The 20372-nt window shown below is 70.6% G+C and carries 18 protein-coding genes; 8 read left to right on the top strand and 10 right to left on the bottom strand.

From position 1 onward, the window contains the following. From VJ976_RS12225 to VJ976_RS12215, 3 genes are all read left to right on the top strand, one after another. Nucleotides 1-2264: multifunctional oxoglutarate decarboxylase/oxoglutarate dehydrogenase thiamine pyrophosphate-binding subunit/dihydrolipoyllysine-residue succinyltransferase subunit (locus VJ976_RS12225; RefSeq protein ID WP_324100500.1), on the top strand; the 2264-nt coding region annotated here is incomplete at its 5' end. Continuing rightward, nucleotides 2261-3337 carry a GNAT family N-acetyltransferase gene (locus VJ976_RS12220; RefSeq protein WP_324100499.1) on the top strand — a complete coding sequence of 359 codons (1077 nt, stop codon included), beginning with the start codon at nt 2261-2263 and terminating at the stop codon, nt 3335-3337. The genes VJ976_RS12225 and VJ976_RS12220, both read left to right, overlap by 4 nt. A gap of 95 nt (nt 3338-3432) precedes the next feature. Next, the gene (locus VJ976_RS12215; RefSeq protein WP_324100498.1) at nt 3433-4065 is read left to right on the top strand and encodes a GDSL-type esterase/lipase family protein; all 633 of its coding nucleotides are present in this window, start codon (nt 3433-3435) and stop codon (nt 4063-4065) included. A 15-nt stretch (nt 4066-4080) separates the two neighbouring features. On the opposite strand, the gene pheA is transcribed toward VJ976_RS12215, so the two are convergent. Beyond that, entirely contained in the window at nt 4081-5022 is a 942-nt protein-coding gene (gene pheA, locus VJ976_RS12210; protein ID WP_324100497.1) for a prephenate dehydratase, read from the bottom strand. A 47-nt stretch (nt 5023-5069) separates the two neighbouring features. After that, nucleotides 5070-6638 (bottom strand): sugar transferase, encoded by a 1569-nt coding sequence (locus tag VJ976_RS12205; protein ID WP_324100496.1) that lies wholly within the window; start codon nt 6636-6638, stop codon nt 5070-5072. A 444-nt stretch (nt 6639-7082) separates the two neighbouring features. Between VJ976_RS12205 and VJ976_RS12200 the strand changes: the two genes are divergently transcribed. Both VJ976_RS12200 and VJ976_RS12195 read left to right on the top strand, forming a co-directional pair. Next, nucleotides 7083-7799, top strand: a complete 717-nt coding sequence (locus tag VJ976_RS12200; protein WP_324100495.1) for an ABC transporter substrate-binding protein — start codon at nt 7083-7085, stop codon at nt 7797-7799. Between the two features lie 27 nt (nt 7800-7826). Further along, nucleotides 7827-8186, top strand: a complete 360-nt coding sequence (locus VJ976_RS12195) for a S24/S26 family peptidase (protein ID WP_324100504.1) — start codon at nt 7827-7829, stop codon at nt 8184-8186. On the opposite strand, the gene VJ976_RS12190 is transcribed toward VJ976_RS12195, so the two are convergent. The 5 genes from VJ976_RS12190 to VJ976_RS12170 are packed head-to-tail and all read right to left on the bottom strand — an operon-like array spanning nt 8155 to nt 12577. After that, nucleotides 8155-8781, bottom strand: a complete 627-nt coding sequence (locus VJ976_RS12190) for a low molecular weight phosphatase family protein (protein ID WP_324100494.1) — start codon at nt 8779-8781, stop codon at nt 8155-8157. The two genes, VJ976_RS12195 and VJ976_RS12190, sit on opposite strands and share 32 nt — an antisense overlap. Beyond that, on the bottom strand, nt 8778-9281 hold the full coding sequence (tsaE, locus tag VJ976_RS12185) for a tRNA (adenosine(37)-N6)-threonylcarbamoyltransferase complex ATPase subunit type 1 TsaE (protein WP_324100493.1): 504 nt from the start codon (nt 9279-9281) through the stop codon (nt 8778-8780). Before tsaE ends, VJ976_RS12190 begins: the two co-directional genes overlap by 4 nt. After that, complete coding sequence (locus VJ976_RS12180; RefSeq protein WP_324100492.1) at nt 9278-10282, bottom strand: alpha/beta hydrolase; 1005 nt, start codon at nt 10280-10282, stop codon at nt 9278-9280. Before VJ976_RS12180 ends, tsaE begins: the two co-directional genes overlap by 4 nt. Then, entirely contained in the window at nt 10279-11445 is a 1167-nt protein-coding gene (alr, locus tag VJ976_RS12175) for an alanine racemase (protein ID WP_324100491.1), read from the bottom strand. The genes VJ976_RS12180 and alr overlap by 4 nt, the downstream gene beginning before the upstream one ends. Beyond that, a complete protein-coding gene (locus tag VJ976_RS12170; RefSeq protein ID WP_324100490.1) occupies nt 11438-12577 on the bottom strand; it encodes a 3-isopropylmalate dehydrogenase in 1140 nt (379 codons plus the stop codon). Before VJ976_RS12170 ends, alr begins: the two co-directional genes overlap by 8 nt. A 94-nt stretch (nt 12578-12671) precedes the next feature. On the opposite strand from VJ976_RS12170, the gene leuC reads away from it, so the two are divergent. The 3 genes from leuC (at nt 12672) to leuA (ending at nt 16596) form a co-directional block, all read left to right on the top strand. Further along, nucleotides 12672-14093 carry a 3-isopropylmalate dehydratase large subunit gene (gene leuC / locus VJ976_RS12165; RefSeq protein ID WP_324100489.1) on the top strand — a complete coding sequence of 474 codons (1422 nt, stop codon included), beginning with the start codon at nt 12672-12674 and terminating at the stop codon, nt 14091-14093. Beyond that, complete coding sequence (leuD, locus tag VJ976_RS12160; RefSeq protein ID WP_324100488.1) at nt 14093-14689, top strand: 3-isopropylmalate dehydratase small subunit; 597 nt, start codon at nt 14093-14095, stop codon at nt 14687-14689. Before leuC ends, leuD begins: the two co-directional genes overlap by 1 nt. 233 nt (nt 14690-14922) lie before the next feature. Continuing rightward, nucleotides 14923-16596 carry a 2-isopropylmalate synthase gene (gene leuA / locus VJ976_RS12155; protein ID WP_324100503.1) on the top strand — a complete coding sequence of 558 codons (1674 nt, stop codon included), beginning with the start codon at nt 14923-14925 and terminating at the stop codon, nt 16594-16596. Here the strand turns inward: leuA and VJ976_RS12150 are convergent. Genes VJ976_RS12150 through glmS form a run of 3 tightly spaced genes read right to left on the bottom strand, consistent with a single transcriptional unit; the run spans nt 16580 to nt 20355 of the window. Continuing rightward, entirely contained in the window at nt 16580-18082 is a 1503-nt protein-coding gene (locus VJ976_RS12150; RefSeq protein WP_324100487.1) for an NAD(P)H-hydrate dehydratase, read from the bottom strand. The two genes, leuA and VJ976_RS12150, sit on opposite strands and share 17 nt — an antisense overlap. Before the next feature lie 49 nt (nt 18083-18131). Next, a complete protein-coding gene (locus tag VJ976_RS12145) occupies nt 18132-18482 on the bottom strand; it encodes a holo-ACP synthase (protein WP_324100486.1) in 351 nt (116 codons plus the stop codon). Between the two features lie 13 nt (nt 18483-18495). After that, nucleotides 18496-20355 (bottom strand): glutamine--fructose-6-phosphate transaminase (isomerizing), encoded by a 1860-nt coding sequence (glmS, locus tag VJ976_RS12140; RefSeq protein ID WP_324100485.1) that lies wholly within the window; start codon nt 20353-20355, stop codon nt 18496-18498. Between the last annotated feature and the right edge of the window lie 17 nt (nt 20356-20372).

Here is a 20372-nt window from a genome sequence, read left to right as displayed (position 1 = left end):
TCCCGTACGAGAAGACCTCCCCCACCGAGCAGCTGCGCATCCTGCGTCGCCTCAACGCCGCCGAGGCCTTCGAGACGTTCCTGCAGACCAAGTTCGTGGGCCAGAAGCGCTTCAGCCTCGAGGGTGGCGAGTCGGTCATCGCGCTGATGGACCGGATCCTCGGCGCGGCGGCCGAGGACGGCCTGGACGAGGTCTGCATCGGGATGCCGCACCGCGGCCGACTGAACGTGCTGGCCAACCTGGCCGGTAAGTCCTACGGGCAGATCTTCCGTGAGTTCGAGGGCAAGCAGGACCCCGGCTCGGTGCAGGGCTCGGGAGACGTCAAGTACCACCTCGGCACCGAGGGCGAGTTCACCACCGAGAGTGGTAAGAAGACGGGGGTCTATCTCGCGGCGAACCCCTCGCACCTGGAAGCGGTCAACCCGGTGCTGGAAGGCATCGTGCGGGCCAAGCAGGACCGGATCAACCTGCCCGGCGACACCTTCAGCGTGCTTCCCGTACTCGTGCACGGCGACGCGGCCTTCGCGGGCCAGGGCGTCGTGGCCGAGACGCTGAACCTGTCCCAGCTCCGCGGGTACCGCACCGGCGGCACGATCCACATCATCATCAACAACCAGGTCGGCTTCACCACGAGCCCCACGCAGTCCCGGTCGTCGGTCTACTGCACGGACGTCGCCCGCATGGTGCAGGCCCCCATCTTCCACGTCAACGGGGACGATCCCGAGGCGTGCGTCCGCGTGGCCGAGCTGGCCTACGAGTTCCGCAAGGACTTCAAGAAGGACGTCGTCATCGACATGGTCTGCTACCGGCGCCGCGGGCACAACGAAGGGGACGACCCCTCGATGACGCAGCCGTTGATGTACGACCTGATCGAGTCCAAGCGCTCGGTGCGCAAGCTCTACACCGAGTCGCTCATCGGCCGGGGGGACATCAGCATCGAGGACGCCGAGGACGCGCTGCGGGACTACCAGCGCCAGCTCGAGCAGGTCTTCACCGAGACCAAGGCGGCCCTGAAGGACCCGGACAGCGACGCCGGGCTGAACCGGCCCCGGGCCCAGGAGCAGGACGACGCCTCCGAGGGCTCCTCCTTCACCAGCGCCATCAGCAAGGAGACGCTGGAGCTCATCGGCGACGCGTTCGTCGAGACCCCCGAGGACTTCACCGTCCACCACAAGCTGAACCAGCTCATGGAGCGCCGCCGGGAGATGACGCGCACCGGGGACATCGACTGGGCGATGGGCGAGCTCATTGCGGTGGGCTCTCTGCTGCTGGAGGGCATCCCGGTGCGCCTGTCCGGTCAGGACTCGCGTCGCGGCACCTTCGTCCAGCGGCACGCCGTGCTGACGGACAAGGCGACCGCCCGAGAGTGGGGACCGATCCAGCATCTCAGCGACGACCAGGCCAAGCTGTGGATCTACGACTCGCTGCTGAGCGAGTTCGCCGCGATGGGCTTCGAGTACGGCTACTCGGTCGAACGCCCCGACGCCCTGGTGATATGGGAGGCCCAGTTCGGCGACTTCACCAACGGCGCCCAGATCATCGTCGACGAGTTCATCTCCTCCTCGGAGCAGAAGTGGGGCCAGCGCTCGTCCGTCGTGCTGTTGCTGCCGCACGGGTACGAAGGTCAGGGTCCCGACCACTCCTCGGCCCGGATCGAGCGCTTCCTCGGGCTGTGTGCCGAGGAGAACCTGGTCGTGGCCTACCCGTCCACGCCGGCGTCCTTCTTCCACCTGCTGCGCCGGCAGGCCCACGCTCGCCCTCGCAAGCCTCTGATCGTGTTCACGCCCAAGGGGATGCTGCGGCACAAGGCCGCGACCAGCGAGCCTGACGACTTCACGTCGGGAGTCTTCGAGCCCGTGCTTGCAGATTCCGGCGAGTCCTGCCCGGATGCAGAGAACGTGGATCTGGTGTTGCTGGCGTCCTCCAAGCTCGTCCACGACCTCGTCGACCAGCGGACGAAGCGGGAGGACGAACGCGTCGCCGTCCTCGCGATGGAGCAGCTGTACCCCTGTCCGGGTGAGGAGCTGGCCGCGCTGTTGCGACGCTACCCGGACGCCACGGTGCGCTGGGTGCAGAACGAGCCGAGGAACCAAGGCGCCTGGCCCTTCATGGCGATGAACCTGTCCCACTCGCTGTCGCGCCACGACGAGAGCAGGCCGATCGGGGTCGTCTCCCGGCCAGCGTCGGCCTCCCCGGCCACCGGCTCGGCCAAGGTGCACGCGGCGGAGCAGGAGGACCTCTTCGCCGCCGCCTTCGAGCGGTGAGCGCCGACCCCGGTCGCGGCGCTCCGGTGGTCCGCGACGTCCCCCACCTGCCTGCCGGATGGAGCTCGGCAACCCCGGTGGACGCCGACGTGGAGGATCTGGTCCGGCTCCTGCGCCGGCACGAGCGCGAGGCTCGCGGCTTCCCGGGCGCCGACAGTGAGAACGTCGCCGCCGAGGTGACCGGTCGCGGCATGCGCACCCACACCCACGAGATCGTGCGGGACGATCACGGCCGCGCACGTGCCTGGGTCAGCTGTCACGACCGCGCGATCGAGCGCGTCCTGGTAGGTGTCACCGTCGACCCGGACCTGGACGATGCGGTGGCCGACCAGGTGGCCCGGCACTGCTTCGGGGTGGCCGAGCAGTTCTCTACAGCTATCGCACGAGAACGCCGGGCTCCGCGCTCGCACATGGACTCAGGCGCCTTCGCCGGCGACGAGCGTCAGGGGCGATGGCTCTCCGAGGCCGGCTTCGAGCTGGTCCGCGACTGGTGGCAGATGTCACGCCCAGTGGCCGAGCACGAGCAGAGCTCCTTGCCAGCACCCCGCGAGGGCGTGCAGGTGCGTCGGGTCCGGCGGGACGACGCGGTGGGCATGCCCGACGAGGACGACCTGCGTGACGTGCACCGGATGCTGGAGGTCTCCTTCGCCGACCATTTCAACTCCTACCGCGAGACCTTCGAGGAGTTCGTGGGACGGTTGCGCGAGGACCCGGGCCACCGGTGGGACCACTGGTGGCTCGCCACGGTCGACGGTGAGCCGGCCGGAGCGCTGGTGGCCACCACCATCACCGGCCGCGTCGACGACGACGGCGCCCCCCAGCGGGACTCCTCCTACGTCGAGTACATCGGGGTGGACAGCAACGCACGTGGTCGAGGCGTCGCCAAGGCGCTGCTGCACACGGTCATCGCTGACGCGGCTGCTCGCGGTCGCAACAAGGTGGGTCTCGAGGTCGACGCGGACTCCCCCACCGGAGCTGACGGGCTCTACACCTCCATGGGCTGGCAGACGGCGTACACCACGCAGTCCTGGCACAAGGAGCTCGCCCTGCGCGCCGACCCGTCAGCGGGATGAGCCTCGGCCGAGTCGCGGGACGTTAGGGTCGGGGGGACTTTGGACCACGGCAGGAAGAGGCAACACCGGTGAGCTTCGGAGCACAGCGATCGGCAGTGGAGTTCACTCCCAGCGCCGAGTTCGGGGTCGGCGAGGGACCGCGCGACATCGGGCTCTGCTTTGTCGGCGACGGGTTCGTCGCCGGCTATGGCGACCCCAAGGCGCTCGGCTGGGTGTCCCGGGTGGTCGGTCGGACGCCCACCCGCGATGCCGACCTGACGGCCTACAACCTGGGTGTGCGCGACGACTCGAGTGCCGACGTGATGCACCGGTGGCGGGCGGAGTGCGCCCCTCGCTGGGCCGGTCGCTCCGAGCGCCGGCTGGTGGTGGGCGTGGGAGCGCGGGACGTCCCGGCCGGGGTCAGCACGGCCCGCTCCCGCCTGAACCTGGCCAACGTGCTCGACGAGGCAGCGACCTCGGGCATCGCCACTTTCGTCGTCGGCCCCGCTCCCACCCTCGACTCCGAGGTCAACGCACGTCTGGAGGTCCTCGCCAGCGCCCAGGCCGACGTCTGCGACCGTCGCAACGTGCCCTTCGTGGACTGCTTCCGCCCGCTGCTGCACCACGACCAGTGGCTGTCCGATCTCTCGGCGGGCGACGGCACCCATCCGGGACAGGCCGGGTACGGCCTGATCGCCTGGCTGGTGCTGCACTACGGCTGGCAGCGCTGGCTGCAGCTGAAGGGCTGAGTCGCTGACCCTGCCTCACCGGCCTCGGGTCAGCGACTCCACCCATGCTCGCGCCCGCCGGTACGCCGGCTCCGCCGCCTGTGCGGCCACCTCGTGGCCTGCCCGGTCGGCTCGCGGGTAGCTCCCCAGGTAGCGCACCTGGCGGCAGGTGCGGTGCAGCCCGGTCAGCGCCTCGGCCATGCGGGGCTCGCTCAGATGGCCGTCGGCCTCGATGGCGAAGCAGTACTGACCCAGCGCCTCGCCGGTCGGCCGGCTTTCCAGCCGCGTCAGGTCGACGCCGCGGGCGGTGAACTGCTCGAGCAGCTCCAGCAGGGCGCCCGGGTGGTTGTGCCTGAGAAAGGCGGCCAGGGTCGTGGTGTCCGCTCCGGTCGCCACCGGCGGCGGGCACGGCCGGGTCAGCCGGACGAACCGGGTCACCGCTCCTGGCCGGTCGGCCACGTTCTCGGCGAGCACCTGCAGACCGTGCCGTGTCGCCGCGGTGGGAGCAGCCACGGCGGCGTCGTAGTCTCCCGCCGCCACCAGCTCGGCAGCACGCGCCGTGGACGTCTCGGGCAGCACCTCCGCCTCGGGGAGGTGCGCAGCGGTCCAGGCTCGGGTCTGTGCGGCGGCGTGCGGGTGAGTGCCGACCCGCCGGACGTCGGCGAGCGTTGTGCCGTGCCGCGCCACCACGACGAAGCGCACCGCGACGTGGGCTTCGGCCACGATCACCAAGGGCGACCCGTGGATCAGCGCGTCCAGGGTGACCGACACCGACCCCTCGACCGAGTTCTCGAACGGGACCACGGCACTGTGCGCCTCACCTTCGGCGACCATGTCCAAGGCGTCCTGGACGGTCAACACGGCGGCGCTGGAGGTGTCCGCCGGCAGCAGCGCGGCGACTGCGAGCTCGGTGAAGGTGCCCGCGGGCCCCAGGTAGGCCGCATCCACGGTCGGGGGAACAGCAGGATCAGCGCTCATCCGCCGCACCCTACTGCCTGGGTGCCCGTCGCGAGCCGGGCGAGACCTCAGTAGGCGCCGGCCTGGTCGGGGTTGGCCACCACCCGCACCGTGCGCCACAGGATCATGAGGTCCAGCAGCGGGGTCCAGTTCTCGACGTAGTAGAGGTCGAGGCGCACGGCCTCCTCCCAGGACAGGTCGCTACGGCCGCTGATCTGCCACAGCCCAGTCATGCCCGGCTTGACCAGCAGCCGACGATGCGTAGCGTCCTCGTACTCGGCGACCTCGCGCGGCAGCGGCGGGCGAGGGCCGACCAGCGACATCTCGCCGCGCACGACGTTGATCAGCTGCGGAAGCTCGTCGAGGCTGTACTTGCGGATGAAGGCACCCACTTTGGTCACCCGCGGGTCGTCCTTGAGCTTGAACAGGGGTCCGGAGCCTTCGTTCTGAGCCATCAGCTGAGCCAGTCGCGCCTCGGCGTCCACCGCCATGCTGCGGAACTTCACCAGCTTGAACGGCCGCCCGTCGCGACCTGTGCGCTCTTGCGCGAAGAAGACCGGCCCGCGGTCGTCCAGCACGATCAGCAGGGCGATCAACGCCAGCACGGGGGCGAGGAGTACCAGACCGATGGCGGCCCCGACTCGGTCCGCGGTCCGCTTGAAGACCAGCTGCGGGCCGACGAAGGTCGGCGCCTCGACGTGGATCAACGGCAGGCCCTGGACGGGACGGGTCATCACACGCGGCCCGGCCACGTCCATGATCCCGGGCGCGACCACGAGGTCGATGTCGGTGCCCTCCAGCGCCCAGCCCAGACGGCGCAGGCCTTCGCTGCCCAACCCGGAGGAGGACGAGACAGCCACGACGTCCACGTTCATCTCCATCGCCCTGACGACCGCGTCGCTGCATCCCCCGACCACGGGCACACCTCCGATGCGGACTCCACCAGAATCGTCCGTGCAGACGCCGGTGACGTTGTAACCGGCGCTGGCGGTGCGATGCAGGGCGGTGATCAGCGCAGACAGGTCGGCCTGGTCGCCCACGAGCAGAACCTGGTCGGACAGGCGCCCACACTCGCGCTGCCTGACCAGCCAGCGACGCGCGCACCAGCGACCGGCGAGGAGCAGGAAGGTGCCCAGGGGGAAGGCGATGAGCACGTATCCCCGGGCGAAGTCGAGCCGGAGGGCGAACGAGGCGATCGCCAGGACGGCGAAGAGCCACACGGAGGCGGCGAACATGGCCCGGTACTCCTGGACGCCGTGGCCGCTGAGCCGTCCGTCGTAGGCATCCTGGAGGTGCAGCATCGCCAGCCAGCCGACGATGAGCAGCACCGAGAGCGTGCTGTAGGTCAGCAGCGAGGCGGAGTAGCCGACGACCCGTTCGTTGGGCGACCATCCGAAGCGGGCCACCTGGGCGACGCCGACGGCGAACGAGATGACCAGGAAGTCCAGCAGGAACAGCGTCCGCAGGTATCCGCGGAGGTAGCGGCGAGCCTGGTGCGGCTTCGTCGGACGCGTCGCGGCAGGCAGGGTGCCCGCATCGGGCAGTGTGAAACGGGTGCTGGGGTTGGTGCGCGCCAGCGTAGCCGTCAGCGGCGTGTGGTCGTGCGAGGCCGTAGTGGGCTCTACGGTGGTGGTCATGATGATCCTAGCGCGGTCAGCGAAGCAGGAGTTCGGCCAGCATCCCCAGTGATGTACTTGACCAAATCTTTACTTACTATAGACAGAACTTCGACCCAGCGCACAAACTGGATTGGTAGCAACTGGCTCGCCACCTCAGTTGACAAGCGACTTCCCTTGTGGCGGTGGCCCATTGCTAGGTAAAGATTCGGTAAAGATTCTCTTCTTCGGGTCCCTGGCGCCGTGGTGGCACCATGTGGGTAACCACGACGGTCCCCGGGAGGCACACCGATGATCTTGCACCGCCCACGGCGGCCGACGGCCGCCGTCTGCCTCACGGCCCTCGCGGTGAGCGCCGCGGCGTGCGGCGACGACTCCAGCGGGTCCAGTGGGTCGGACGTCTCCACCTCCGAGCTCAGCGAGGCGGGCAGGCTCGTCCCCGCTCAGATCCGCGAGGAGGGCACGTTGAGCATCGCGACGGACCCCGGGTATCCACCGAACGAGTTCCTGGATACCGACGGCCAGACGATCGTGGGCATGGACATCGACCTCTTCGACGCCGTCGCCGATGAGCTCGACCTGAGAACCGATTACACCAGCGAGGACTTCGAGTCCATCATCACCGAGGTCAACAAGGGGAACTACGACATTGGTGTTTCGAGTTTCAACATCAATGAGGAGCGAAAGCTCGAAGTCACAATGGTGAGCTATTTCACCGCCGGCACTCGATGGGCGGTGCCCGACGGCAATCCGAAACAGGTGGACCCGCAAGCGCCATGCGGGTTGGCGGTGTCGGTGAAAGCCAGCACGGTGCAGGGGCAGCGTGACCTTCCGACCAGCGCCGCGGCTTGTCTGGCCGACGGAGAGGGCCTTCAGGTCCTGCCGTTCGGCACGCAGGAGGAGGCGACGTCGGCGCTCCTCGCCGGAGAAGCCGATGCCATGGTCGCCGACTCCCCCGTGATCTCGTATGCGACACAGCAGCACCAGGGCGAGATCGAGGCGGCGGGAAAGGCCTACGACACCGCTGACTACGGCTACGTCATCAGTAGGGACAACCCCGAGCTCGCCGACGCGATACAGATGGCGCTGGTCACGTTGGCCGACGAGGGAACCTACGGCAAGGTGCTCGAGAAATGGGGGCAAAGTGATGGAGCGATCAACGACTTCGCCATCAACCCGTGAGTCGCCCCCGAGGCCGAGCTCGAGGTCATCCTGAACGCCCGCCCAGCGCCGGCCTGGCCCCGTCTCGGGCTGGTCCGCGTGCACGGCCTGTCGATGGAACCCACCGCGCGTCCCGGGCAGCTGCTCCTCGTGCGGTACGGCACCGCAGCGCGTCCGGGGGACCTGGTGGTGGTTGACCTGCCACCGGATCGGTCGGGGCGCGCGAGGCCACCGGCCCTGAAGCGGCTCACCCGTCGGGAGGGGCAGGGCATGCTGTGGGTCGAGTCCGACAACCCTGGCGCTCCCGGCGCTGTCGACAGCTGGAGTCTGGGTGCGCTGCCCGCTTCCGCACTGCGGGCGCGCGTCCTGGCCTGGCTCACTCCTCCACAGCGGATCCGGCGGGGCTGAGCGCGGCGAGCAGGTCCGCAAAGATCCGCTGCACCTGCTCGGCCATCTGGATGTACGCCTGCTCGCTACGCCCGTACGGGTCCTCGATGTCCAGGTCGGCCTGGTCCAGCGAGGACAGCGACGGACGCGCCGACACCACGGCCGCCGCCGCGGCACGCAGGTAGCGCGCGAGGTCCGGCTCGCCGGAGTCGACGCGACGGACCGTGCCCTCGGCCAGGGCGACCTCGGCCGGGGTCACCGTGCGACGCAGGGCAGCGGGCACCAGACGCAGCACGGCTGCCCGATGCTCCCGGGTCACCGCCAGCACCAGGTCCGCCTGTGCCACATGAACCGCCTCGAGCCGGCGGGCGCGGAAACCGGTCGCAGCGAGGCCCCGGGCGTGCAGCTGGGCGGCGGCGGGCGGGAACATCGGGTCGCCCTGCAACCCACGGAGCCCGGCGCTGCCGACCACTATCCGACCTGGGCCCCACTGACGGTCCAGGCTGTTGCGGAGCAGGTGCTCCAGGTAGGGGGAGCGGCAGATGTTGCCGGTGCAGACCACCAGGATGCGGCCCGGTGGCCCCTCGGCGGTCGGCGGTGGGGGCCCGGCGGTCATGTCGCCCTCCGCGCAACCTGCAACAGCTCGCGCAGGCCACTGGCCGCGTCCTCGTCACTCCAGCGCCGACCGACGGCTCGCAGGTGGACCGTACGGGTCTGGTGGTCCGGCTGCGGATGCAGCGCCAGCTCGAGCCGGTCCTCCCCCAGCCTCTCGGCGACTCCGGAGCCCCATTCGACGACCGTCACGGCCCGGGCGAGGTCGGTGTCGAGGTCGAGGTCGTCGAGCTCGGCCCGACCGCCGAGCCGGTAGGCGTCGGCATGGACCAGCGCCGGCCCCTGGCCCAGCGAGGGGTGCACGCGAGCGATCACGAAGGTCGGCGAGGTGATCGGTCCCCGGACACCCAGGCCGGCTCCGAGGCCCTGGGTCAGCGTGGTCTTGCCGGCTCCCAGGTCGCCCGTCAGCAGGACCAGGTCCCCCCCACGCAGCAGACGCCCCAGGGCCGCGCCGAAGGTATGGGTGTCTTGCGGGTTCGGCAGGGTGCCCGTGAGCTCGGTCATGTCGGTCGCCCCGTGGTCAGCGCCGCACGTCCTCGCCCCGGTCGCAGGTCTACCGCGCGCTGCGGTACCCCGGCGTTGACCGCACGCCACTTCGGCGGGTCCTCCACGCTCCGACACCACGCCAGCAGCCGGTCGTTCACCAGCTCAGGGTGCTCGAGCATCATGATGTGCCCGGCGCGCGACACCACGACATGGGTGGCCAGCGGAAGGGACCGGGCCAGGTCGTCGCTGTGGTCCGGGGGAGTCAGCACGTCGCGGTCTCCCACCATCACCAGTGCCGGCAGGTGGGCCAACGCGCTCACCGCACCGCGCTGGTCGTGGGCGGTCAGCGTCGGGGCGAACTCCGCGGTGACGGTGAAGTCGGTGTCGAGCATCATCCGCGCGGTCAACCGGGCTACCTCCGGGGAGACACGAGAGCCGAAGGAGGATGCCGCGACGACCGGCGTGACCAGCCACGGGTACCGCGCGAACGCCGCCCGGACCCGTCGCTGGTGAGGGGCGAGCCCTGCGGTCACGGTCGGGCCGTGCCGGTTCACCCATCCGCCGACCAGCGCGCCCAGGCCCCAGTCGACGCGGTGCAGGTCGCCGGCGCTGCTGTCGAGGAACGCCACGGCGACCACCCGAGCGAGCACGTCATGGTGCCCCTGCCCGGCCATGGCCATGATCGCCATGCCGCCCATGGAGTGCCCGACGAGCACGACGGGCCCGGCGGGCACCACCTCCTCGACGACGGCGGCGAGGTCGCGACCGAGCTGGTCGATGCTGTAGCTGCTGGCCTCTCCGGTGCCGGAGCGGCCATGCCCGCGCTGGTCCCAGACCACGACCGGGTATCCCGCCTGGCTCAACGCGCGCCGCTGGGAGGTCCAGCACCGCCGGTCCAGCGTGTACCCGTGGCAGAGCACCAGCGTCGGGCGTGGCGCCGCCGTCGAGCCCACGGCCGGCTCGAGCTCGACGTGCAGCCGTACCCCGTCGTCCGCGTCGACGAACCTGGCCGGGCTCACCCTGCCTGCGCCCCGACGTAGACCCGTGGCAGCGCCGGGCCGAAACGAGTCACGATCTCGTAGTCGATGGTCCCGACTGCGTCGGCCCACTCGGCGGCGGTCGGCTCTCCGTGCTCTCCGGTGCCGAGGAGGATGACCTCGTCGCCCGCAGCGACGTCCAGGTCCTGGGCGTCGATGACGATCTGGTCCATGCAGACTCGGCCGGCGATGGAGCGGCGGTGGCCGGCCATGGACACCTGCACCACATTGGAACCGTGTCGGGGCACTCCGTCGGCGTAGCCGACCGGCACGTCGACGAGTGTCGTCTCACGCTCGGTGGTGAAGGTGTGGCCGTAGGAGACACCTTGACCGGCCGGTACCCGTTTCACCGTGGCGATGCGCGCCGTCACCGTCATCGCCGGGACCAGGCCGAAGTCCGCCGGGGCGCCGATGTCGGGCACCGGGGACAGCCCGAAGACCGACAACCCGGGGCGCACCATGTCCCAGGCAGCACCGGGGTTGGTGAGCGTGGCTGCCGAGTTCGACATGTGCCGCAGCTCGGGCCGCAGGCCCTCCGCCTCGGCCAGCTCGACGGCGGTGGCGAAGGCCTCCTCCTGCCCTCGCACCGTGGGATGGCCGGGGGCGTCTGCGTGCGCGAAGTGGGTGAACAGGCCCGTCACCTCGAGTAACCCCTCGCTGCGCGCCGATGCTGCCGCGTGCACGAGGTCGGCCCAGTCGCGGCTCGCCGTGTAGGCCCCGTTGCGCCCCAGGCCGGTGTCGGCCTTGAGGTGCACGCGCGCAGGTCGTCCCACGGACGCCACGGCCTCGCAGACCTGCTGCACGGCCCACGGTGCGGACAGCCCGATCTCGACGTCGGCGGCGATAGCGCGCGCGTAGTCGACGCCACGGGTGTGCAGCCACGTCAGCAGGGGGGCGTCGACGCCGGCGGCACGCAGAGCCAGAGCCTCGGACATCTGCGCCACGCCGAGCCAGTCGGCTCCCCCACGCAGGGCCGCCCGCGCGCTGGGGACCAGCCCGTGCCCGTAGGCGTCCGCCTTGACCACGGCCATGAGGGCGGCGGACCCCGCCCGGCGACGCAGCTGCCGGACGTTGTGCTCGATCGCGTCGAGGTCGACGGTGGCCCATGCCGGGTGGACCTCGGGATCGAAGGCGGCCTCACGCATGCGGCATCACCGCCGCGAGCTGCGTCATGAGCGAGGCCGGATCAGCCGTGCCCGGCCTCTGGGCACGCACTTGCTCGGCGATCCGTTCGGCGATCTCTGCGGTGGAGCGGCCCATCTCCGGGCCGGCCAGAGCGGGAAGCTCACCGAGCACCTCCACGGTGGCTGCCTCCACCGCCGCGGCCGCCGCCGCCTCGCCGAGCGAGGCCAGGCACAGCGCGAGGGACAGCGTGGCCCCGGCGGGGTTGGCGATGCCTTGGCCGGCGATGTCCGGGGCCGAGCCGTGGATGGGCTCGAACATCGAGGTGCCGGTGCCATCCAGGTTGAGGTTGCCGCTGGACGCCACCCCGAGCCCGCCCTGCACCACCGCGCCGAGGTCGGTGACGATGTCGCCGAAGAGGTTGTCGGTGATCACGACGTCGAAGCGCTCCGGGTGCACCGGCAGGTGCATGCACATGGCGTCTACGTGCACGTAGTCGGTCTGCACGTCGGGGTAGCGCGCCGAGACGGCCTCCAGCACCGCGAGCCAGAGGGCGCCGGCCTGCACCAGCACGTTGGTCTTGTGGCACAGCGTGACCCGGCGGCGCCGTTGCATGGCGAGGGCGAAGGCGAACTCCATCGCGCGCTCGCACGCGTACCAGGTGGTGATCGACTCCTGGGTCGCCACCGCCGCCGGCGTGCCCCGGTGCACCATGCTCCCTGTGCCGACGTAGGCCCCCTCGGTGTTCTCCCGCACCACGACCAGATCACACCGCTGCGGGGTCAGCCCGGCGATGGGCGTGGCCACCCCCGGGTAGAGCCGCACCGGCCGGAGGTTGATGGCCTGGGCCATCGAGGAGCGAAGAGCCAGGATGATGCCGCGCTCCAGCACGCCGGGCCTGACCTGCGGGCTCCCCACCGCGCCGAAGACGATCGCGTCCTGCTCGCGCAGGGTGTCGATGTGCTCGTCGGTGAGCAGCTCACCGGCCTGCAGGTAGTGCTCGGCGCCCAAGGGGAGCACCGTGCGCCGGGTCGTGAAGCCGAAGGTCTGCTCGGCGGCGTCGAGCACGGCCATGGCCCCGGCGTTGACCTCAGGACCCACGCCGTCACCGGGGATGACGGCAAGGCGGTGCTCACGGGTGGACGTGGGGGGCATCGATACTCCCTGATGTGCGCCCGCTGTGTCGGGCGGTCGGTGGCGGTCGTACTACAGTCTCATCCAGATTGTTCTCAAGACCCAGGAGTTGTCGATGGGCAGCACGTTAGCCGAGAAGCTGTGGCGCAGCCACGTGGTACGCCACGGCGACGGGGAGCCCGACCTGCTGCATATCGACCTGCACCTCGTGCACGAGGTCACCAGCCCGCAGGCGTTCGAAGGGCTGCGCGCCGCGGGTCGCCGCGTCCGGCGTCCCGACCTGACGGTGGCCACCGAGGACCACAACGTCCCGACCACCACCGGGCCGGTGCTCGACCTGGTCAGCCGCACCCAGCTGGAGGCGCTGAAGGACAACTGCGCCGAGCACGGCATCCGACACTACGAGCGCGGCCGGGTGGGGCAGGGCATCGTCCACGTCATCGGGCCCGAGCTCGGCCTGACCCAGCCCGGGATGACGATCGTCTGCGGGGACTCGCACACCTCTACCCACGGAGCCTTCGGCGCCCTGGCCTTCGGCATCGGCACCAGCGAGGTGGAGCACGTGCTGGCTACGCAGACCCTGCCGCTGGCCCCGCTGAGGACGATGGCGATCACCGTCGAGGGCGAGCTGCCTGCCGGGGTCTCCGCCAAGGACATCATCCTCGCCGTCATCAACCGCATCGGCACGGGCGGCGGCGCCGGCTACATCGTGGAGTACCGCGGCGCCGCGATCGAGGCGCTGTCCATGGAGGGGCGCATGACGATCTGCAACATGTCGATCGAGGCGGGGGCTCGTGCCGGGCTCGTCGCGCCGGACGAGACGACCTTCGCCTACCTCAGGGGCCGCCAGCACGCCCCCACCGAGCAGGAGTGGGAGGCCGCGGAAGAGCTGTGGCGCTCGCTGCGGACCGACGATGACGCCGTCTTCGACGCGGAGATCGTCATCGACGCGGCCGAGCTGTCCCCCTACGTCACCTGGGGCACCAACCCGGGTCAGTCGGTCCCGTTGGACGCTGCCGTGCCCGATCCGGAGCACATGAGCGACGAGGGCGAGAAGGACGCGGCGGTGCGGGCGCTGGAGTACATGGACCTGCCGCCTGGGCTGCCCATGCGCGACCTCGCCGTCGACGTCGTCTTCCTCGGCAGCTGCACCAACGGTCGGATCGAGGACCTGCGCGTCGCGGCCGAGGTCCTGCGCGGCCGACGGGTCGCCGACGGGGTGCAGCTGCTGGTCGTCCCGGGCTCACACGCCGTACGCCTGCAGGCCGAGGCCGAAGGGCTGGACCGCGTCTTCATCGACGCCGGCGGCGACTGGAGGCTGGCGGGATGCTCGATGTGCCTGGGAATGAACCCTGACCAGCTGGCGCCGCAGCAGCGGTGCGCCTCGACGTCCAACCGCAACTTCGAGGGGCGGCAGGGAGCCCGCTCGCGCACGCACCTCGTCTCGCCGGCCGTGGCCGCCGCCACCGCCGTCCGCGGCACCCTCTCCAGCCCGGTCGACCTGGAGCCGGCGCGCGAGCCCGTGGGAGCGCGCTGATGCAGGCCTTCACCAGGCACACCGGCGTCGGCGTTCCCCTGCGACGCAGCAACGTGGACACCGACCAGATCATCCCGGCCCACTTCCTCAAGCGGGTCAGCCGCACCGGGTTCGAGGAAGGGCTGTTCGCGAGGTGGCGCGAGGACCCCTCGTTCGTGCTCAACCATCCCCTGTACGACATGAGCGAGCACATGGTGCTCGTGGCCGGGCCGGACTTCGGCACCGGCTCGTCGCGTGAACACGCCGTCTGGGCCCTGATGCAGTACGGCTTCCGGGCGGTCGTGTCGGCCCGGTTCGGGGAGATCTTCCGCGGCAACGCGCACAAGCAGGGGCTGCTGTGCGCGCAGGCCAGCCAGGACGACGTCGAGCTGATCTGGAAGTACCTGGAGAACGAGCCGGGCGCGACGCTCAGCGTCGACCTGGTGGGCCGGCACATCCTGGCCGGCGACATCGTGGCGCACTTCGAGGTGGACGACTACACCGCATGGCGGCTGTACCACGGCCACGACGACATCTCCCTCACGCTGCAGCATGAGCACCACATCGCGGCCTACGAGGAGCGCCGCCACCCTCACCTGCCCCGCGTCACCCCCTGACCCGCGTGTGGCCGTCGGCATCAGCCGTGGTGCGCGGCGTGGGATGCTTGACGTGGCGTCGCGACGGTGGGCTAGAGTCGTGTCCCATGGCTCATCTGCTCCTCCTCGGTTGCCGCAGCGAGACCCTCTAGGTCCGGCCCTCGCTGCGGAGTCGCTGCGCGTCGGACGCCTCGCACCCGCCCAGAGGAAGCCGAACAGTGACCATCAAGACCAACCCGCAACGCGCCAGCGGTATGCCGTTCGCGCGCTACGCCCCGTTCACCCCCATCGACCTGCCGGAGCGCCGGTGGCCGAGCCGCACCATGTCGACGGCTCCCCGCTGGTGCGCGGTCGACCTGCGGGACGGCAACCAGGCCCTCATCGACCCGATGACCCCGGAACGCAAGCGTCGGATGTTCGAGCTCCTGGTCTCGATGGGCTACAAGGAGATCGAGGTCGGCTTCCCGTCGGCCAGCCAGACCGACTTCGACTTCGTGCGGCTGCTCATCGACGAGGACCTCATCCCCGACGACGTCGTCATCCAGGTGCTGACCCAGGCCCGCGAACACCTGATCGAGCGGACGTTCGAGTCCATCGTGGGCGCCAAGCAGGCGATCGTGCACCTGTACAACTCCACCTCGACGCTGCAGCGCCGGGTCGTGTTCGACACCGACATGGACGGCATCATCGACATCGCGATGAGCGGCGCCCGCTTCTGCAAGAAGTACGAGGAGCAGCTGCCCGGTGACACCGAGGTGTACTACGAGTACAGCCCGGAGTCCTATACCGGCACCGAGCTCGAGTTCGCGGCCCGGATCTGCAACCGGGTGATGGAGGTCCTCGAGCCGACGGCCGAGCGCCCCCTCATCGTCAACCTGCCGGCCACGGTCGAGATGGCCACGCCCAACGTGTACGCCGACTCCATCGAGTGGATGAGCGCGCACCTGAACCACCGCGAGCACGTTGTGCTGTCGCTGCACCCGCACAACGACCGCGGATGCGCCGTCGCCGCCGCCGAGCTGGGCTACCTGGCCGGGGCCGACCGCATCGAGGGCTGTCTGTTCGGCAACGGGGAGCGCACGGGCAACGTGTGCCTCGTGACGCTCGGCCTGAACCTGTTCTCCCAGGGCATCGACCCACAGATCGACTTCTCCGACATCGACGAGATCCGCCGGACCGTCGAGCACTGCAACCAGATGCCGGTGCCGGAACGTCATCCTTACGGGGGCGACCTGGTGTTCACCGCCTTCTCCGGCTCGCACCAGGACGCCATCAAGAAGGGCCTCGACGCGCTGCAGCGCGATGCCGACGCGGCCGGCGCCGATCTCCAGGACCACCCGTGGGCAGTGCCGTACCTACCCATCGACCCCAAGGACGTCGGCCGGTCGTACGAGGCGGTCATCCGGGTCAACAGCCAGTCCGGCAAGGGTGGCGTCGCCTACATCATGCGCACCGAGCACCACCTCGACCTACCGCGGCGGCTGCAGATCGAGTTCAGCCGGGTCATCCAGCAGTACACCGAGGTGGCCGGCGGCGAGATGTCGGCGGCAGCGATCTGGGCCGCGTTCGAGAACGAGTACCTCGTGCCCACAAACCCGGTCATGCTGCGCAAGGTGGACACGCACACCGCCGACGACGGCAAGGACATGATCACGGCCACCGTCGTGCTGGACGGAGTCGAGCGTGAGGTCCGCGGGGTGGGCAACGGCCCGATCAACGCCTTCGTCGCCGCCCTGTCCACGCAGGGCCACGACGTGCGCGTGCTGGACTACGCCGAGCACGCGCTGTCCTCCGGGGACGACGCGGTGGCCGCGGCCTACGTCGAGTGCGCCATCGACGGCGAGGTGCGCTGGGGGGTCGGCATCGACGCCAACATCGTGACCGCCTCGCTGCGCGGCATCACCAGCGCGATCAACCGGGGTCGGTAGCCCCGGGCTCCTCGCGCTGCAGGAGCCGGGCGACCGTGCCGGGGATACGGGAGGCCACCGCCAGGGCGCGGACCGGCCCTCCCGGGTTGGCCTCGTGCGCGGCCACCCCGTGCACCAGGGCGGCCAGCGAGCCGGCGTCGCGAGGAGAGAGCCCGGCGGCCAGCAGGGTGCCGGCCAGCCCGGCCAGCACGTCTCCGGCGCCGGCGGTGGCCAGCCAGGCCGGCGCACTGGAGGCGACCCGCACGGGCCAATGCACGTCCGGGTCGGCGATGACGGTGGTCCCGCCCTTGAGCAGCACCGTGGCTCCCGTCTCGTGGGCGGCGGCCTGCGCCCACGCCACCGGGTCGGCCTCGACCTCGGCGCGGGTCACCTCCTGGTGCCCGGGCCAGCCGGTGAGCAGCCGTGCCAGCTCACCGGCGTGGGGCGTGAGCAGCGTGGCGCCCGCTCGGGGGTAGTCGAACAACGACAGCGCGCCGGCGTCCACCACGCACGGGTCGTCCGACTCCAGCGCGGCGGTGACCTTCTGGACCTGCCTCTGGCTGCCGCCGTCGCTGGCGTCCGGGTCGACCCCGGGTCCCAGCACCCACGCCTGGACCCGACCCTCGGCCGGCACCACCTCGGGTGCGGCCTGCAACACGAACCCGGTGGCGCGCTCGGGTCCGACGTAGCGCACCATTCCCGCGCCGGACTCCACCGCCGCCGTACTCGTCAGCACCGCAGCCCCGGGGAAGGAGTCGCTGCCCGCCACCACCCCGACAACGCCGCGCGAGTACTTGTGGTCGGTCGTCGTCGGCACCGGCCACCGGTCCGCGACGTCGTCCTCCTCCATCCGTTCGACCCCCGCCGTGACCGTCATCTGCAGACCGATGTCCACCACTGTGAGCAGGCCCACCGCCGGCCCGGTCACCGGCAGCAGATGCACCGGCTTGGCCACCGCGAACGTCACCGTCTCGTCGGCGAAGACGGCATGCGGGCCGATGTGGTGACCGGCGGGATCCACCCCGCTGGGCGTGTCCACCGCGACGACGTAGGCCGTGTCGGGGATGCGGTCGACCAGGGCGCCCATGGCACCGCTGAGCCCGGCGCGACCGCCGATGCCCAGGAGGGCGTCCAGGACGAGGTCGGCGCCCGCGAGAGCGTCGAGGACCTCGGGAAGCAGGTCGACGTTGGCCCGCTCGACGCCGACCAGCGGCACGTGGGCGGCCTCCACCGCCTTGCGCCCGTCGGGGTGTACTGCCTCACCGACGTGCACCACCTGCACCCGGTGGTCGGGCGCCAGGTCCGCGGCGGCGAACATTCCGTCGCCACCGTTGTTCCCCGGCCCCACCAGGACCACGATCGACTCGGCTCCGAGCTCGCGAGCGCGGGCACGGACCACGCCGGCCAGCCCGTGGGCGGCGCGCAACATGAGCTCGCCCTCGTGCAGGGTGGCCATCAGCTCCGCCTCGGCCTGTTGGACGTCGGCCACGGCGTAGGCGCGGATCACGGCACACCACCGCCCGCGGCCGGCGCACTGGGTGTCCGTCTCATCCGCCTCATCCTTCCGCGATGACCACCGCTGAGGCCACTCCAGCGTCGTGGGAGAGGGAAACATGCAGGTGGCGCACCCCCAGCCGCTCGGCGCGCGCGGCCACGGTTCCCTCCACCTGCAGGTGAGGTCGGCCGTCGTCGTCGCGGGCGACGGTCACGTCGGCCCAGTGCAGACCCACCGGCGCGCCCAGGGACTTGGCCAGAGCCTCCTTGGCGGCGAACCGTGCCGCGAGGGACTCGGGCCGCAGGGTGCGCTCGGAGGCGGTGAACAACCGCTCGAGAAGGCGCGGGGTGCGCTCCAGTCGGGCGCCGAAGCGCGCGATGTCCACGACGTCGATCCCGACTCCGATGATCATCGACGCGGCCGGCTCACTCGACCGTGACCGACTTGGCCAGGTTCCGCGGCTGGTCGACGTCCAGGCCCTTGGCGGTGGACAGGTGCAGCGCGAAGACCTGCAGCGGCACGACCGTCAGCAGCGGGGCCAGCAGCGCCGGTGTGCTCGGCACTCTGATGACCTCGTCGGCGAACGGCACCACGTCCTCGTCCCCCTCCTCGGCGATGACCAGGGTCCGGGCGCCGCGGGCGCGGATCTCCTGGATGTTGGAGACCACCTTGCCGTGCAGCCCGTGCTCGGCGTTGGGTGAGGGCACGACGATGAACACCGGCTGGCCCGGCTCAATCAGGGCGATCGGACCGTGCTTGAGCTCCCCCGCCGCGAACCCCTCGGCGTGGATGTAGGCGAGCTCCTTGAGCTTCAACGCCCCTTCCATCGCGACCGGGTAGCCGACGTGCCGGCCCAGGAACAGCACGGAGCGGGTGTCGGCCATGAAGTGCGCGATCTCGTGCACACGGTCCATGTCGCGCAGCAGCGACTGGATCAGGCCGGGTATGCGGTGCAGGTCCTGCATGACGTCGGCGGCGGCGCGGCCGTGATGCTCCCCCCGCAGCTGGGCCAGGTAGAGCCCGAGCACGTAGCTGGCGGTGATCTGGGCCAGGAAGGCCTTGGTCGAGGCCACGGCGATCTCCGGGCCGGCGTGGGTGTAGAGCACGGCGTCGGACTCGCGGGGAATGGTCGAGCCGTGCGTGTTGCAGATGGACACGGTCCTGGCGCCCAGCTCGACCGCATGCCTCACCGCCATCAACGTGTCCATCGTCTCCCCGGACTGGGAGATCGACACCACCAGGGTGCGCTCGTCGATGACCGGGTCCCGGTAGCGGAACTCGTGAGCCAGCTCCACCTCCACCGGGATCCGGGTCCATCGCTCGATCGCGTACTTGGCCACCATGCCGGCGTAGGCGGCGGTGCCGCAGGCGACGATGACGATCTTGGTGATCCGCCCGAGCTCCTCCTCCGAGATGCTCATGTCGTCCAGCACCAGGCGTCCGTGTTCGTCGGTGCGACCCAGCAGCGTGTCCCGCACCGCCTGCGGCTGCTCGTGGATCTCCTTCTCCATGAAGGTCTCGAAGCCGCCCTTCTCCGCGGCGGTGGCGTCCCAGGTGACCTCGTACGCCTTCCCGTCACTGGGGGTGCCGTCGAAGTCGACCACGCTGTAGGAGTCGGCGGTGATGGTGACGATCTGGTCCTGCCCGAGCTCCAGGGCGTGACGGGTCTGCCCGATGAAGGCGGCGACGTCCGAGCCGAGGAAGTTCTCCCCCTCCCCGAGACCGACGACCAGCGGCGAGTTCCGGCGGGCGGCCACCACGGTGTCCGGGGAGTCCGCGTGGACGGCCAGCAGCGTGAAGGCACCCTCGAGCTCGTTCACGACCTCGCGCATCGCCCGGGTCAGGTCGCCGCTGCGGTCGTAGGCGCGGCTGAGCAGATGAGCGACGACCTCGGTGTCGGTCTCACTGGTGAACTCCAGACCGTCGGCCAGCAGCCGGGTGCGCAGCGCATGGAAGTTCTCGATGATCCCGTTGTGCACGAGCGCGAGCTTCCCCTCGGGACCGCCGCGGTGCGGGTGGGCGTTGGCGTCGGTCGGCCCCCCGTGGGTGGCCCAGCGCGTGTGCCCGATCGCGGTGGCGGCCGCGGGCATCTGCGACTCGCTGAGCGCGGTGTGCAGGTTGGTCAGCTTGCCGGCGCGCTTGCGTGAGACCAGCCTCCCCTCGGCGGCCAGCGCCACCCCGGCGGAGTCGTAGCCCCGGTACTCCAGACGGCCCAGACCCTCCATCACCACGGCAAGAGCCTTCTCGCTCGACTCGGGCCCGACATAGCCGACGATTCCACACATGCCGCTCACCCTAATCC

It is taken from the genome of Ornithinimicrobium sp., assembly GCF_035267225.1.
In the GTDB taxonomy this organism is placed as follows: domain Bacteria; phylum Actinomycetota; class Actinomycetes; order Actinomycetales; family Dermatophilaceae; genus Ornithinicoccus.
This window is presented reverse-complemented; position numbering and strand designations above follow the sequence as displayed.